Annotated in this window: 11 protein-coding genes, 1 tRNA gene and 2 rRNA genes (1 of these 14 running past the window's edge); 7 read left to right on the top strand and 7 right to left on the bottom strand. The window is 63.7% G+C overall.

The annotated features are described in order from the left end of the window. Positions 1–70: 70 nt before the first annotated feature. A complete protein-coding gene (locus CK627_RS07745) occupies positions 71–2,218 on the bottom strand; it encodes a prolyl oligopeptidase family serine peptidase (RefSeq protein ID WP_095592054.1) in 2,148 nt (715 codons plus the stop codon). A gap of 234 nt (positions 2,219–2,452) precedes the next feature. Between CK627_RS07745 and CK627_RS07740 the strand changes: the two genes are divergently transcribed. The 5 genes from CK627_RS07740 (at position 2,453) to CK627_RS07720 (ending at position 6,766) form a co-directional block, all read left to right on the top strand. Beyond that, positions 2,453–3,664, top strand: coding sequence for a threonine synthase (locus CK627_RS07740; protein ID WP_095592053.1), 1,212 nt, complete (start codon positions 2,453–2,455; stop codon positions 3,662–3,664). Further along, positions 3,661–4,326: an amino acid ABC transporter permease gene (locus CK627_RS07735; protein ID WP_095592052.1), complete on the top strand. Its 666-nt coding sequence runs from the start codon at positions 3,661–3,663 to the stop codon at positions 4,324–4,326. The genes CK627_RS07740 and CK627_RS07735 overlap by 4 nt, the downstream gene beginning before the upstream one ends. 186 nt (positions 4,327–4,512) lie before the next feature. Further along, positions 4,513–5,175, top strand: coding sequence for an amino acid ABC transporter permease (locus CK627_RS07730; protein ID WP_095592051.1), 663 nt, complete (start codon positions 4,513–4,515; stop codon positions 5,173–5,175). Further along, positions 5,172–5,933, top strand: coding sequence for an amino acid ABC transporter ATP-binding protein (locus tag CK627_RS07725; protein ID WP_095592050.1), 762 nt, complete (start codon positions 5,172–5,174; stop codon positions 5,931–5,933). Before CK627_RS07730 ends, CK627_RS07725 begins: the two co-directional genes overlap by 4 nt. Beyond that, a complete protein-coding gene (locus tag CK627_RS07720) occupies positions 5,930–6,766 on the top strand; it encodes a transporter substrate-binding domain-containing protein (protein WP_095592049.1) in 837 nt (278 codons plus the stop codon). Before CK627_RS07725 ends, CK627_RS07720 begins: the two co-directional genes overlap by 4 nt. A 306-nt stretch (positions 6,767–7,072) precedes the next feature. On the opposite strand, the gene CK627_RS07715 is transcribed toward CK627_RS07720, so the two are convergent. Together CK627_RS07715 and CK627_RS07710 are read right to left on the bottom strand one after the other, a co-directional pair. Continuing rightward, positions 7,073–9,019 carry a MacB family efflux pump subunit gene (locus tag CK627_RS07715; RefSeq protein WP_095592048.1) on the bottom strand — a complete coding sequence of 649 codons (1,947 nt, stop codon included), beginning with the start codon at positions 9,017–9,019 and terminating at the stop codon, positions 7,073–7,075. Between the two features lie 2 nt (positions 9,020–9,021). Further along, positions 9,022–10,182 carry an efflux RND transporter periplasmic adaptor subunit gene (locus CK627_RS07710; protein WP_095592047.1) on the bottom strand — a complete coding sequence of 387 codons (1,161 nt, stop codon included), beginning with the start codon at positions 10,180–10,182 and terminating at the stop codon, positions 9,022–9,024. Positions 10,183–10,343: 161 nt separating this feature from the next. On the opposite strand from CK627_RS07710, the gene CK627_RS07705 reads away from it, so the two are divergent. Together CK627_RS07705 and CK627_RS07700 are read left to right on the top strand one after the other, a co-directional pair. Then, positions 10,344–11,024: a response regulator transcription factor gene (locus CK627_RS07705; RefSeq protein WP_095592046.1), complete on the top strand. Its 681-nt coding sequence runs from the start codon at positions 10,344–10,346 to the stop codon at positions 11,022–11,024. After that, the gene (locus CK627_RS07700) at positions 11,021–12,304 is read left to right on the top strand and encodes a HAMP domain-containing sensor histidine kinase (RefSeq protein ID WP_017779351.1); all 1,284 of its coding nucleotides are present in this window, start codon (positions 11,021–11,023) and stop codon (positions 12,302–12,304) included. The genes CK627_RS07705 and CK627_RS07700 overlap by 4 nt, the downstream gene beginning before the upstream one ends. A 29-nt stretch (positions 12,305–12,333) precedes the next feature. Here CK627_RS07700 and CK627_RS07695 read toward each other — a convergent pair whose 3' ends face one another. The 4 genes from CK627_RS07695 to CK627_RS07680 form a co-directional block, all read right to left on the bottom strand. After that, the gene (locus CK627_RS07695) at positions 12,334–12,834 is read right to left on the bottom strand and encodes an NUDIX hydrolase (RefSeq protein WP_017779352.1); all 501 of its coding nucleotides are present in this window, start codon (positions 12,832–12,834) and stop codon (positions 12,334–12,336) included. Positions 12,835–13,210: 376 nt separating this feature from the next. Then, positions 13,211–13,287, bottom strand: a tRNA-Asp gene (locus tag CK627_RS07690). A gap of 95 nt (positions 13,288–13,382) precedes the next feature. Continuing rightward, positions 13,383–13,497 (bottom strand): 5S ribosomal RNA (gene rrf, locus CK627_RS07685). Between the two features lie 83 nt (positions 13,498–13,580). Beyond that, positions 13,581–15,289: ribosomal RNA gene (locus CK627_RS07680) — 23S ribosomal RNA — on the bottom strand (it continues 1,180 nt past the right edge of the window).

The following is a 15,289-nucleotide window of genomic DNA, read 5'->3' as shown; positions in this document are numbered from 1 at the left end:
AAAACAGGCATCCGGCGAGACAGGGATGGTCGCGGTCGGCCATGAAAAAGGGCCCCGCAGGGCCCTGATGTCACTGGACGGTCGGCAGTTGCCGATAGTCCATCTCGTACAGGGTGAAGGCATAGATGTCCGCGCTCTGCTCGATCAGCTTGGCCACCGGCGTGCCCGCCCCGTGCCCGGCATTGGTCTCGATGCGGATGAGCTGGGGATGGGGGCCGGCATCGTCGGCCTGCAGGGTGGCGGCGAATTTGAAGGAGTGGGCCGGCACCACCCGATCGTCGTGATCCGCCGTGGTCACCATAGTCGAGGGGTAGCTGACCCCGGGCCGGACGTTGTGCAGGGGGGAATAGCCCTTCAGGTAGTCGAACATCGCCTCGCTGTCGGCGCTGGTGCCGTAGTCATAGGCCCAGCCCGCCCCGGCGGTGAAAGTGTGGTAGCGCAGCATGTCGAGCACCCCCACCGCCGGCAGGGCGACCCGCATCAGATCCGGCCGCTGGGTCATCACGGCCCCCACTAGCAGACCGCCGTTGGAGCCACCGCGGATCGCCAGCCGATCGGTGCGGGTGTAGCCCTCGGCCTTGAGGTATTCGGCCGCCACGATGAAGTCGTCGAACACGTTCTGCTTGTTCTGCTGGGTGCCCGCCAGGTGCCAGGCCTGGCCGTACTCGCCGCCCCCGCGCAGGTTGGCCACCGCATAGACGCCCCCCAGATCCAGCCAGTTGGCCACCGACACGCTGAAGCTCGGGGTCAGGCTCACGTCGAAGCCGCCATAGCCGTAGAGGATGGTCGGGTTGCTGCCATCGCGTTTCAGCCCCTTGCGGTAGCTGATGATGAGCGGCACCCGGGTACCGTCCTTGCTCTGGTAGAAGCGCTGCTCGGAGACGTAATCATCCGGCTTGAACGGCGCCGCCGAGGCGCGATAGAGGCTGATGGCGCCGCTCTTGGGCTCGAACCGGTAGAGAGTAGGCGGCTGGGCATAGTTCTCGAAGCCAAAGTAGAGGGCGGGGTCGTCGTGCTTGCCGTTGAAGCCGCTGACGCTGCCAAGGCCGGGCAGCGCCACCTCGCGCACCCGCTTGCCCTCATAGTCGAACTGCTCGACCCGGGCGGTGGCATCCACCATGTACTCGGCGAACAGATAGCCGCTGCCGCTGTGCACCGTCAGCACCTGCTGGCGCTCGGGGATGAGATCGCGCCAGCGGGCCGGGCCCGGGTTGGCGGCATCCACCGTCACCAGCCGGCGGTTGGGGGCGTCCCGGTTGGTCAGCAGGTAAAGGGTGCTGCCCTGGTTGTCCACCAGGCTCACGTCCGCATCCAGATCCCCCTGCACCGTCAGCAGTGGCGCGTTCTCCTGGCTCAGATCCTTCACATAGAGGCGGTTGCCGGAGGTGGAGTTCGCCGCCGAGATGAGCAGGAAGCGGTCATCCTCGGTGACGGTCGCCCCCACGTAGCGGTGGTGCTGAGCCGGGATGGCGCCGAACACCAGCCGGTCATCCTGCTGCGCCGTGCCGAGCCGGTGGAAATAGACCTTGTGCTGATCGGTCTTCGCCGACAGCTCGCTGCCGTCGGGCTTGTCGTAGCTCGAGTAGAAGAAGCCCTCGTTGCCGAGCCAGCTGATGCCGCTGAACTTCACGTCCTTGAGGGGCGCCTCCAGCGGCTGCTTGCTCTCTACGTCCATCAGGTGGATCTCGCGCCAGTCGCTACCCGCCAGCGACAAGGAGTAGGCCAGGATGCGGCCATCGCGGGAGAAGCTCAGCTGATCCAGCGCCGTGGTGCCATCGGGGCTGAGGGTATTGGGATCGAGGAACACCTCGGCCGGCTTGCCCTCCAACTGGCGCCACAGCACGTTCTGGTTCTGCAGGCCGTCGTTCTTGAAGAAGTAGTGGTAGCGCCCCTCGCGAAACGGCGCCCCCTCCTTGGCGTAGTTCCAGGAAGCGGCCAGCTTCTCCTTGATGGCGGCGCGATACGGGATCTGTGCCAGATAACCCTGGGTCACGGCATTCTGGGCCTTGACCCAGGCCTCGGTCTCGGGGCTGCGATCATCCTCCAGCCAGCGATAGGGGTCGGCCACGGCCTGGCCGAAGTAGTGATCCACCTGCTCACCCTGGCGGGTGACGGGGTAGTGAAGGCGCGCTTTCCCTGACATGGCATCCTCTCTGGTTGACTGGCCGCTGCATGCACACAGCAGTGACAGGGCCAGCAGGCTGACAATCGCTCGCATCGATGCGGCTCCCTGCAATTTCGGTGAAGCGGGCAGGTTAGCAAAGAGTGCCGGATGGCCCAACCCCCCAGCGGGTGACCAGGCGACATAAGCGGGAAACCGCCACAACCCGGAGCTATCGGAGTCATATGAATTTTTTCGCTTAGGTTTGCCAGTTTATTTTGTTTGTTATCCGGCACTTGGGTCACAGGATGGAATAAGCGACTGACCATCTCGACTCATTCAGGATAAAGCATGCCGTACAGCTACCTATCACATCTGCGTTGCAGCAAGACCGACGAGATTGTGGATGCCGATCAGCCACAGCAGCTGAGCCCGGTCGGCGCCCCCTTGCTGGCCAGCTACGACCTCGAGGCCCTGAAGCAGGCCTGGCATCCGGCCGCCCTGCTGGGCCGCCCCGCCAGCCTGTGGCGCTACCACGAGCTGCTGCCGGTACGCGACCCCGCCCAGGTGGTCACCCTAGGGGAAGGCTTCACCCCGCTGTTGCCGCTGCCGCGCCTCGGCAAGCAGGTCGGCATTCCGGATCTCTGGATGAAGGATGAGAGCCTCACCCCCACCGGCTCCTTCAAGGCCCGCGGCGCCGCAGTCGGCGTCTCCCGCGCCCGCGAACTCGGTGTCACCCACTTCGCCATGCCCACCAACGGCAACGCCGGTGCGGCCTGGGCACTCTACGGCGCCCGCGCCGGCTTGCGCAGCACCATAGTCCAGCCGCAGGCGGCCCCCACCATCACAAGGCTGGAGAGCGCCCTGGCCGGTGCCCGCCTTTATCTGGTGGACGGCCTCATCAGCGACGCCGCTCGCCAGGTGGCCGAGGCGGTGGCCGAGCAGGGGCTGTTCGATGCCTCCACCCTCAAGGAGCCCTATCGCATCGAAGGCAAGAAGACCATGGGGTTTGAAATCGCCGAGCAGCTCGGCTGGACTCTGCCGGACGTGATCCTCTACCCCACCGGCGGCGGAGTCGGCCTCATCGGCATCTACAAGGCGCTGCGGGAGTTGCAGGAGCTGGGCTGGGTGCAGGGACCGCTGCCGCGCCTGGTGGCGGTGCAGGCGAGCGGCTGCGCCCCCATCGTCCAGGCCTGGCAGCAGGGAGAGCGCGAATCGCGCTTCTGGCCCGACTCCCAGACCCTGGCGTTCGGCATCAACGTGCCCAAGGCGCTGGGGGATTTTCTGGTGCTGGACGCCCTCTATCGCACCGAGGGCTGCGCCCTCGCGGTGGAAGATGGCGCCATCCAGCGCGAGCTGCGTCAGCTCCCCTCCCAGGAGGGCTGCTTCGTCTGCCCGGAAGGGGCGGCCGCCTTCGCCGCCGCCCGCCAGCTGCGGGAAGCGGGCTGGATCCAGGGGGGCGAGCGGGTGGTGGTGCTCAACACCGGTGCCGGCATCAAGTACCCGGACGCCATCACGGTCGTGCCCCAGCGGCTGCGCCGTGACGGGAGGATCCCGGCATGAGCTTCGACTGGTCCTTTGTTCTCACCACCCTGCCGGCGTTCGGCCAATCGGTCTGGGTCACCTTGCAGCTCGGCGCCATCGTGATCCTCACCTCGCTCGCCGTGGCGCTGCTCAATGTGACGCTGCAAAGCCTGCATCGGCCCTGGCTGAACAGGGTGATCCGCGCCTATGTGGAGCTGGCCCGCAACACGCCTCTGCTGATCCAGCTGTTCTTTCTCTACTTCGGGCTGCCGGCGCTCGGCCTGTCGCTGTCGGGCTTTGCCACGGCGGTGATCGCCATGACCTTCCTCGGCGGTGGCTACCTGACCGAGGCGCTGCGGGCGGGCATTCAGGCAATCCCCCCCAGCCAGCTGGAGGCGGGGCGAGCCATCGGCCTCTCCCGCTGGCAGCTGCTGCGCCACGTGCAGCTGCCCCAGGCCTGGCTCGCCAGCCTGCCTGCGCTGTTTGCCAACTTCATCTTTCTGCTCAAAGAGACCACGGTGGCCTCGGCAGTGGCGGTGCCGGAGCTGCTCTACACAACCAAAAACTACATCGCCCTCTACTACAAGACCTACGAAATGCTGACGGTGCTGACCTTGATGTGCGTGCTGATCTTTCTGCCGCTGTCCCTTGCCCTGCGGGTCGTTGAAAGGAGGCTGCAACATGGTCAGTTCGGTCATTGAGCAACTGATGCAGGCATCGATCGTTCTGCTATCGCTATCACTCGTCACCGAAGCGCAGGAAAGGAGGGATCAATATGGTCAGTTCGGTCATTGAATCGCGGATGCGGACGAGGAGCCCGATGTGGGCACTTATCTTCCTGCTGCCGCCGTCACTCGTCACCAAGGCACAGGAAAGGAGGGATCACTATGGTCAGTCCGGTCACTGAGCAGCTGACGCAGGCGCTGCCGCTGCTGGCGGTGGGCGCGGGCCAGACCCTCGCCATCTCGCTACTCGCCATCCTGTTCGCCACCCTGGGCGGGGTCGGTTACGGCGTGCTGGCACAGCAGGGCGATCGGTTGGTGCGGGGCCTGCTGCGGCTTTATCTCGAGCTGTTTCGGGTGGTGCCCGTGCTGGTCTGGCTCTACCTCTTCTTCTTCGGGCTGCCGATCTTCTTTGGCCTGGACATCCCGGCCTTCTGGTGCGCCGTGCTGGTGCTCTCCCTGTGGGGGGCCAGCGAGGTGGGAGAGGTGGTGCGCGGCGGCCTCAACTCCCTCGCCCGTGGTCAGCAGGAGGCCGGCCTGGCGCTCGGGCTCTCCCGCTGGCAGCTCTATCGCCACGTGCTGCTGCCTCAGGCACTGCAACGGCTGACGCCGCCGACCATCAACATCTACACCCGCATCATCAAGATCAGCTCGCTGGCGGTGCTGATCGGGGTGGTGGAGGTGATCAAGGTGGGCCAGCAGATCATCGAGCGCACCTATGGCTCGTTGCTTATCTACGGTCTGCTGTTCCTGTTCTTTTTTCTGGTCTGCTATCCGCTCTCGCTCGCCTCGCGCCGGCTGGAGCAACAATGGGGTAATGCGGTATGACACCTCTGCTTGAGCTCAATGCTGTCAGCAAACAATTCGGCCAACACCGGGTACTGGACGAGATCAGCCTCACGGTGCACGCCGGGGAAGTGATCGTCATCCTGGGGCCGAGCGGCTGCGGCAAGAGCACCTTGCTGCGCACTCTCAACGGGCTCGAACCCATTCAGGGGGGCGACATTCGCTTCGACGGAGAGCGGCTGGATGCCAGCACCGACTGGCAGCGGCTGCGCCAGCGCATCGGCATGGTGTTCCAGAGCTATCACCTCTTCCCCAACTTGACGGTGCTGGAGAACGTGCTGCTCGGCCCCCTTCAGGTGCAAAAACGAGAGCGGCAGGAGGCCCTGCTGCAGGCGGAGCAGCTACTGACCCGCATCGGCCTGTGGGAGCGGCGCCACGACTATCCGCGCCAGCTCTCCGGCGGCCAGCAGCAACGCATCGCCATCGTGCGGGCCCTGTGCATGAACCCCCAGGTGATGCTGTTTGACGAGGTGACCGCTGCGCTGGATCCCGAGATGGTGCAGGAGGTGCTGGAGGTGATCCGCGATCTCGCCGGCAGCGGCATGACCCTGCTTATCGTCACCCACGAGCTGGCGTTCGCCCAGGCGGTGGCGGATCGCATCGTCTTCATGGACGGCGGCCACATCCTGGAGCAGGCCGCGCCCCATCAATTTTTCGAGAACCCGCGCAGCCAGCGTGCGCGCCAGTTCCTCGCCAAGTTTTCTTATACAAATGTCATCAAACGAAAGGAGTCAGCATGAAAAAAATCACCTCGGTTCTGTTCAGTGCCCTGTTGGGACTGGGTCTCGCCAGCGGCGCCGCCCATGCGGCGGACGGTTCCCTCGACAAGATCAAGGCGCGTGACAAGCTCATCGTCGGCGTCTTCACCGACAAGCCCCCCTTCGGCTATGTGGACGAGAAGGGCAACTACGTCGGCTTTGACACCGACCTCGGTCGCCGTTTCGCCAAGGACCTGCTGGGGGACGAGAACAAGGTCGAGTTCGTGGCGGTGGAGCCCGCCAGCCGCATCCCCTTCCTGCAGAGCGACAAGGTGGATCTCATCCTCGCCAACATGACGGTCACCCCGGAGCGGCGGCAGGTTGTGGACTTCACCAACCCGAACCTCAAGGTCGCGGTGCAGGTGCTGGTGCCGGAGAAGAGCGCCGCCAAGGGGCTGGACGATCTCGCGGACAAGACCCTGATCGTCACCACCGGCACCACGGCCGACATCTGGCTGACCCGCAACCACCCGGACTGGAAGGTGCTCAAGTTCGAGAAGAACACCGAATCCCTGCAGGCGCTGGCCCAGGGCCGTGGCGACGCCTACGCCCAGGACAACCTGGTGCTCTTCAGCTGGGCCAAGGAGAACCCGGGCTATCGGGTGCTGCCAGAGAAGCTGGGCTCGGAAGACCCCATAGCGCCGGCGGTGAAGAAGGGCAATATCGAGCTGCGTGACTGGGTCAACAACCGTCTCACCAAGCTGGGGGAAGAGAAGTACCTGCTGAAACTCTACGACCAGTATGTGCGCGAACACTTAAGCGCCGATACCGATCCCAACGACGTGATAGTGGAAGGAGGCAAGTGGCAGGGCTGAACCTGCGAAGTGCTGAGAGTGTGAATGTGTGTGAAATCTTGGTTCCGTTGGTCCGCAAACCGCAAGGTTTGACCTTTCAGGCGTCCCCCTCGGGTGGCGCCTTTTTTTCGCATGGGGAAAAAGAACCGGGCCACGGGGCCCGGTTGAAAACCCGCGCAGAGCAGGCTGTGTCACGTCGATGACACGGTTCAGGCTGCCGGACTGGCACGGGATGCCGTCCGGCCAATTCGCCGCGCCGCCGGGGGCGGGATGAGCCCTCGGCAACGCCGGCGAATGGGGTGGCGCAGCGGGCGCCGAAGAGAGTGCCTACTCCCGCTCCAGGGCGTGGATGGGGTCCATCCGCGCCGCCCGCCGCGCTGGAAAGAAGCCGAACAGCACGCCGATGAGGCTCGAGCAGAAGAAGGCCATCAGCACGGCGTCCAGGGAGTAGCTCAGGGTAAACTGGCTGCTGAAGTGCTCGAACAAGACGCCGACCAGCAGGGAGAGCAGCACCCCCGCCGCCCCGCCCAGCAGGCAGACCAGCACCGCCTCGATCAAGAACTGCTGCAATATGTCGCCGGTTCTGGCCCCCACCGCCATCCGCACGCCGATCTCGCGGGTGCGCTCGCTCACCGACACCAGCATGATGTTCATCACCCCGATGCCGCCCACCACCAGGGAGATGAGCGCAATCATGGCGATCAAGAGAGTCAGGGTGGCATTGGTGCTGGTGATCGCCTGACGGATGCTGTCGGTGTTGAGCACGAAGAAATCCTGACTGCCGTGACGCTCGCGCAGCAGGCGGCTGATGCCATCCTCGGCGGCGGCCAGCGCTACCTCGTCCTGCACCCGCACGCTGATGCTGCGCAGGTGGCTCTGGCCCATCATCCGCGTCATGGCCGTGGTGTGGGGGATCCAGACGTTGAGGTTCTCGTCGCTGCCAAAGCCGCTCTGGTTGCGGGCCACCACCCCGATCACCCGGCACGGCAGGCTACCCAGCAGGATCACCTGACCGAGCGGCGACTCCCCCGCGGCAAACAGGCGCGCCAGGCTGTTCTCGTCGATCACCACCTCCTGCGCCATGTCGGCCACGCTGGTGGCATCGAACAGCATGCCTTGCAGCAGTCGGTAGCCGCGCACCTGGAAGAACTGCTCCCCCACCCCGTTCACCGAACCCAGTACCGCCTGACTGCCCCGGCGCAGGGTGACGCTGGTGGCCAGGCTGGGGGTCACGCTGTGCACATAACCAAGCCCGGCGAGGGCTTCGGCATCCTCCACCCTGAGGGTCTGGACTGCGTCGGCCCGCCGATCGCCGAAGCCGCTGCCGGGGAAGATCTCCAGGGTGCTGGTGCCCATGGCGTTGATGTTGGCCAGCACCTGCTGCTGGGATCCGCGCCCGAGCGCCACCACAGACACCACGGCGGCGATGCCGATGATGATTCCGAGCATGGTGAGGAAGGTGCGCATACGCTGGGCCTGCATGGCCAGCAGCGCCATCTTGAAGGCGGCGCCGAGCCGCCCGGCCAGACCGCCACGCGCCCCTTCGCCGACCCGGGACCCAATGTACGCGGGAAGCGGCTGTGCCGGCTCATGACGACGGTCGGCCACCACCTCGCCATCTTTCAGCTCGATGATCCGCTCGGCCTGCTCGGCGATCGCCATGTCGTGGGTCACGATCACCAGCGTATGCCCCTCGCGGTGCAGCCCATTCAATATGCCGAGCACCTCGGCCCCGCTCTGGCTGTCGAGGGCGCCGGTCGGCTCGTCCGCCAGGATCACCTGACCGCCATTGATGAGGGCGCGGGCAATGCTGACCCGCTGCTGCTGGCCGCCGGAGAGCTGGCTCGGCTTGTAGTCGAGCCGGCTGCCGAGCCCGAGTCGCTGCAGCAAGCTCTCGGCCCGCGCCTTGCGCGCATCGCCGGCCAGACCGGCATAGAGGGCGGGCAGCGCCACGTTGTCGCGGGCACTGAGATCCCCCAGCAGGTGGTAGCGCTGAAAGATGAAGCCGAAGTGCTCGCGGCGCAGGGTCGCCAGCGCATCAGCCGTCAGCCGGCTCGTCTCCCGTCCGGCCACCCGGTAGTCGCCCTCGCTCGGCTGATCGAGGCAGCCCAGAATATTGAGCAGGGTCGACTTGCCAGAGCCGGAGGCGCCGACGATGGCCACCATCTCACCCCGCGTTATGGTCAGGTCGATGCCCTTGAGCACCTCGACGCGCCGCTCCCCGTCGCCAAAATGGCGGCGGATGCCGCTCAGTTGCAGCAGTTGTTCTCTCATCATCACATCCCCATGGGCGGACCCATCCGCCCGCTCTGCTGGTGCTGGGCCGTCAACTGGCTCACCACTACGGCCTCCCCCTCCGCCAGCCCGTCCAGGATCTGGGCATCCACCTTGTTGTTGAGGCCGACCTTCACCGGCCGCCATTGCGGGCGACCGCCCTCATCCACCACCTGTACCCGCCCCTCGCTCAGGGCGATGGCAGGGATCACCAGAGCGTTGCGTTCAGTCGCCAGCACAATGTGCACCTGGGCCGTCATGCCGATGCGCAGGGCCCGCTGCGGATTTTCCACCTCGAACAGGCCGTTGTAGTAGACGGCCGTGCTGGTCGAACTGCTGCTGGTCGTGTCGTCGTTGATGGTGTCGGGGGCGGGCTCGATGGCACGCAGGCTGGCCTGGTAGCGCCGCTCGGGCGCTCCCAGCACGGTGAAATAGCTGGGCAGGCCGGCCTTCACCCTGATCACGTCCGCCTCCGAGATCTGCGCCTCCACCGTCATGGTGTCGAGCCGCACCACCTTGACCATGGTCGGAGTGCTCTGCACCGCGTTGACCGTCTGCCCCTGCTCCACCGGGATCGCCACTATGGTGCCCGCCATGGGGGAGACGATGCGGGTGTAGCCCAGATTCACTTTGGCGGTGTCGACCGCGATGCGGGCCTGCACCGCCTGCGCCGTCAACGCCCGGATGTCGGCACGGGTGGCCGTCAGGGTCGCCTCCGCGCTGTCGTAGTCGGCCTGGCTGCCCAATCCCCGAGCCAGCACCTTGCGCTGACGCTCGAAGGCCAGCTGGTTGTTGCGCAAAGTGGCCCGGCGCGAGGCCAGCTGGGCCTGCACGTTGTCGAGAGCAGCTTCGGCATCCTTGAGGGCGTTCTGCTGGGTGAGATCGTCGATCTCGACCAGCAGATCGCCCTGTTTCACCTCGTCCCCCAGTGCCACGTGCAGCGCCTTGATCTGCCCCGATACCTGGGCCCCCACGCTCACCAGCTTCTGGGCCTGCAGGGTGCCGTCGGCCAGCACGCTCTGCTCCAGATCCCGCCGCTCAACCGGGGCCGTGATATAGGCGGCTGCCGGCGCCGCCCTGGAAGGCAGCCACAGCCAGCCGGCGCCGACCAGCAGCAGGGCGGGCAGCAGCAGGCGAACAACGAGAAGACGGACAGGGGTCATCGCGGATATCCTTGGCTAAAACAGAGGATGAAACAGACCCGGGCAATCTACTCCAATGTCCGGTTAAGCCTCTTGCAGGGCAGTGTAAGGATTGCGTAAAAGCAGCTGTCAGGCGGAGACGGACACGGGAAAATGGCGCCAACCCGAGACGGAGAAGAGCGATGAAGATCCTGCTGGTGGACGATGATCTGGAGCTTGGCACCATGCTGAGCGAATACCTGGGCGGCGAAGGCTTTGCCACCACCCATGTGCTGACCGGCAAGAGCGGCGTGCAGCACGCCCTCTCCGGCAACTATGCCGCCGTGGTGCTCGACATCATGCTGCCCGACTTGAACGGCAGCGAGGTGCTGCGCCAGATCCGCCGCGACAGCCGGATCCCCGTCATCATGCTCACCGCCAAGGGGGACAATATCGATCGGGTGATCGGGCTCGAGATGGGGGCCGATGACTATGTGCCCAAACCCTGCTACCCGAGGGAGCTGGTGGCCAGGCTGAGGGCCGTGCTGCGCCGGGTCGAGCCTGCCCCCGCCAATCCGGGCAAAGAGCAGGGCCTGCGCCTTGGCGAGCTGGTGCTCTCCCCCGCCACCCGTCAGTGCCACTGGCAAACGCAGCCGCTGGAGCTGACCGCCACCGAGTTCAACCTGCTGGAGCTGCTGCTGCGATCGCCGGAGCGGGTGGTCAGCAAGGATGAGCTCTCCCTGCATGGGCTGGGCCGCCCACGCGAGCCCTATGATCGCAGCGTCGACGTGCACATCTGCAACATCCGCCAGAAGCTGCAGGCCCTGGCGGGGGACGCCGTCGGCATCGAGACGGTGCGCAGCATAGGATACCGGCTGGCATGATCCTCAAGGGGCGCCTGTTCTGGAAGATCCTGTTCGGCTTCTGGTTCACCATCATCATGATGAGCCAGCTGCTGTGGGTGGCGTTCAGCCTCTATCGCCACGAAGGGCCGCCGGAGCAGCGCATGGCCAACCAGCTGGCCGAACGCCAGCTGGAGGCGGCCGCCAGCCTGCTGCAGCGACAGGGACCGGCTGCAGTCGCAGCCCTGCAGGCCAGCTGGCCGGCTCAGGAGCGAAGGCTGCTGCAGCTTGAACCGATCACAACAGAGCCAGCCACGACGCTGGGCGGCCGCATCCTGCTGGGGGCCGATGGCCAGCGCTATCGGCTTGACTATGACGGCGCCGGCCTGCAGCAGTTGCTGGCCCCGCCCCAGCCCCATCGCAACTGGCTCAACATGCCGCCCCCCATGTGGTGGATCGGCGGGCTTGGCGGCCTCTTCTTCAGTGCCCTGCTCGCCTGGCACCTGACCCGTCCCATGAACCGCTTCCGACAGGGGTTCGCACGCCTCGCCCAGGGAGATCTGGCAGTGCGCCTCTACCCCGCCATGCGGCGGCGCCACGACGAGATCAGCGATGCGGCCCGCGACTTCGATGCCATGGCCGAACGGCTGCAACTGCTGGTGGAGAGCCGCGAGCAGCTGCTGCACGACGTCTCCCATGAGCTTCGCTCCCCCCTTGCCAGGTTGCAACTGGCCATCGGTCTTGCCCAGCAGGATCCGGCCAGGATCGAGGGTTCCCTCGAGCGGATCCAGCTCGAGACCCAGCGCATGGACAAGATGATCGGCGAACTGCTGACCCTCACCCGTGCCGGCCATGGCGAGCGGGACGGCGAGGAGTATTACGATCTGCAGGGGCTGGTCGACGCCGTGGTGAGCGATGCCCGCTACGAGGCGCAGCACATGGGGGTCGAGATCAAAACCTGGGTAGATGAGACCCGGGAGTACACGGTCTGCGGACAGGCTGAGTTGATCCGCCGGGCTCTCGACAATGTGCTGCGCAATGCCCTGCGCTTCTCGCAGGCGGGCCAGTGCATCCACCTGACCCTGATGCACCAGGGCAGCGAGTTCGTCATCGAGGTGGCGGATCAGGGGATGGGGGTGGATGAGAGCAAGCTCTCCAGCATCTTCGATCCCTTCGTGCGGATCGGCTCCCCCGCCGCAGGCAAGGGCTATGGGCTGGGCCTTGCCATCACCCGCAAGGCCATCCAGGCCCAGGGCGGGCGGGTCGAGGCCAGAAACGGCGAAGAGGGCGGCCTGATCGTCACCCTCCACCTGCCGGGCTAGCTGCTCCGCCCAGTCATCACTGCTGCTGGTTAGCCCCGCAGCCGCTGCAATTGACTGATGGCGGCGCCGGTAGAGCGAAAGGCAAACTCGGCAGGGGCAAGGCCGGCCAGCTTGCGCCACTCGCAGGCTGCCACATCATCGGCCGCCACCACCAAAGGCTTGTGCGCCAACTCCAGCAAGAACACGGTATCGCAGGTATGATAAACCACATCGTCATAGGGATAGACGTTGGCATAGGAGCCTAGGTAGCGCGGCGTCTCTCCCGCCAGATCCAGCCCCAGCTCCTCCTTGAGCTCCCTCACCAAGGCTTCCTCCAGCGATTCGCCGGGATCGACGAAGCCGCCCGGCAGATCCAGCAAGCCCCGGCCTGGATCCCGAGCCCGTACCGCGACCAGCAGCTCGTCCTGCCAACACAGTGCCACCATCACGGCCGACGCCACATTCTGGAAATAGTGAAAACCACAGCCACAGGCAAACTCTTTCTCGCTGCGCTGTTGCAGCGTTCCGGAACCACAACGGGGACAAAACATAGGAGACTCTCATCTGACACCAAAGGCGCATTGTATGCCGAACCCCATCCATGATGGAAAGCCTTGAGGCACAACCCCCATAACGTGATAAATCAGCGGGATATAAAAGAGGGAGAAGAGGTAATAGAGAGGGAGAAGAGGTAATAGAGAGGGAAGCAAACGAAAAAAAGCCCAGTCTTTCGACTGGGCTTCTTAAGTAGTGGCGGAGCGGACGGGGAGACGGACAGAGTCCGGCTCAAGCACAAAGGACAACAGACAGGGACCGAGTTGCCAGTGGCAAGTCGCAGCCCTGGCGGTTGTCTCTTGTTTCCTCATCCCGTTTGCAAAAGCCAGATAGCAAAAAGGCCTTCCCGTCAGGGAAGGCCTTTCAATTTAGTGGCGGAGCGGACGGGACTCGAACCCGCGACCCCCGGCGTGACAGGCCGGTATTCTAACCGACTGAACTACCGCTCCGCATTCGGTTAGCTTTCGCTAAATCATTTGCTGCTTCTTTATGAGGTGTCATCCTCGCAGCCGGTCATGTCTTTCACATCACCGTTTAATTGGGTGCCTGGCAGTGTCCTACTCTCGCATGGCGAATGCCACACTACCATCGGCGCTACAGCGTTTCACTTCTGAGTTCGGCATGGGGTCAGGTGGTTCCACTGCGCTATTGCCGCCAGGCAAAATCTTCAATCTGAAAAAGCTGATTTAGTTATTCGTTCTCGGTATCTGCTACAAGTCTTCGAACACTTCTTGGGTGTTGTATGGTTAAGCCTCACGGGTAATTAGTATGGGTTAGCTCAACACGTCGCCGCGCTTACACACCCCACCTATCAACGTTGTGGTCTCCAACGGCCCTTTAGGACCCTCAAGGGGTCAGGGATGACTCATCTCAGGGCTCGCTTCCCGCTTAGATGCTTTCAGCGGTTATCGATTCCGAACTTAGCTACCGGGCAGTGCCACTGGCGTGACAACCCGAACACCAGAGGTTCGTTCACTCCGGTCCTCTCGTACTAGGAGCAACTCCCTTCAATCATCCAACGCCCACGGCAGATAGGGACCGAACTGTCTCACGACGTTCTGAACCCAGCTCGCGTACCACTTTAAATGGCGAACAGCCATACCCTTGGGACCGACTTCAGCCCCAGGATGTGATGAGCCGACATCGAGGTGCCAAACACCGCCGTCGATATGAACTCTTGGGCGGTATCAGCCTGTTATCCCCGGAGTACCTTTTATCCGTTGAGCGATGGCCCTTCCATTCAGAACCACCGGATCACTATGACCTACTTTCGTACCTGCTCGACCTGTCCGTCTCGCAGTTAAGCTGGCTTATGCCATTGCACTAACCTCCTGATGTCCGACCAGGATTAGCCAACCTTCGTGCTCCTCCGTTACTCTTTGGGAGGAGACCGCCCCAGTCAAACTACCCACCAGGCACTGTCCGCGAGCCCGATTCAGGGCCCTGCGTTAGAACATCAAACATACAAGGGTGGTATTTCAAGGACGGCTCCAGCGCAACTGGCGTCACGCCTTCAAAGCCTCCCACCTATCCTACACATGTAGGTTCAATGTTCAGTGCCAAGCTGTAGTAAAGGTTCACGGGGTCTTTCCGTCTAGCCGCGGGTACACCGCATCTTCACGGCGAATTCGATTTCACTGAGTCTCGGGTGGAGACAGCATGGCCATGGTTACACCATTCGTGCAGGTCGGAACTTACCCGACAAGGAATTTCGCTACCTTAGGACCGTTATAGTTACGGCCGCCGTTTACCGGGGCTTCGATCAAGAGCTTCGCTTGCGCTAACCCCATCAATTAACCTTCCGGCACCGGGCAGGTGTCACACCCTATACGTCCACTTTCGTGTTTGCAGAGTGCTGTGTTTTTGATAAACAGTCCCAGCCATCTGGTCACTGCGACTCCCGTCAGCTCCATCCGCAAGGGACTTCACCAACAAGAGCGTACCTTCTCCCGAAGTTACGGTACTATTTTGCCTAGTTCCTTCACCCGAGTTCTCTCAAGCGCCTTGGTATTCTCTACCCGACCACCTGTGTCGGTTTGGGGTACGATGACTTGTAATCTGAAGCTTAGAGGCTTTTCCTGGAAGCAGGGCATCAATGGCTTCCGCACCGTGGTGCGTTCGTCTCGTGTCTCAGTGTTGTGTCTCCGGATTTGCCTAGAAACACCACCTACGCACTTTCACCAGGACAACCGTCGCCTGGCCCACCTAGCCTTCTCCGTCCCCCCATCGCAATTACAAGTCGTGCAGGAATATTAACCTGCTTCCCATCGATTACGCCTTTCGGCCTCACCTTAGGGGTCGACTCACCCTGCCCCGATTAACGTTGGACAGGAACCCTTGGTCTTCCGGCGAGGAGGCTTTTCACCCCCTTTATCGTTACTTACGTCAGCATTCGCACTTCTGATATCTCCAGCATGCCTCTCGACACACCTTCGCAGACTTACAGAACGC

Origin of the sequence: Aeromonas dhakensis (assembly GCF_002285935.1) — a bacterium.
Taxonomy (GTDB): domain Bacteria; phylum Pseudomonadota; class Gammaproteobacteria; order Enterobacterales; family Aeromonadaceae; genus Aeromonas; species Aeromonas dhakensis.
The sequence above is the reverse complement of the archived record's forward strand: the minus strand, read 5'-3'. Positions and strand labels throughout refer to the sequence as shown.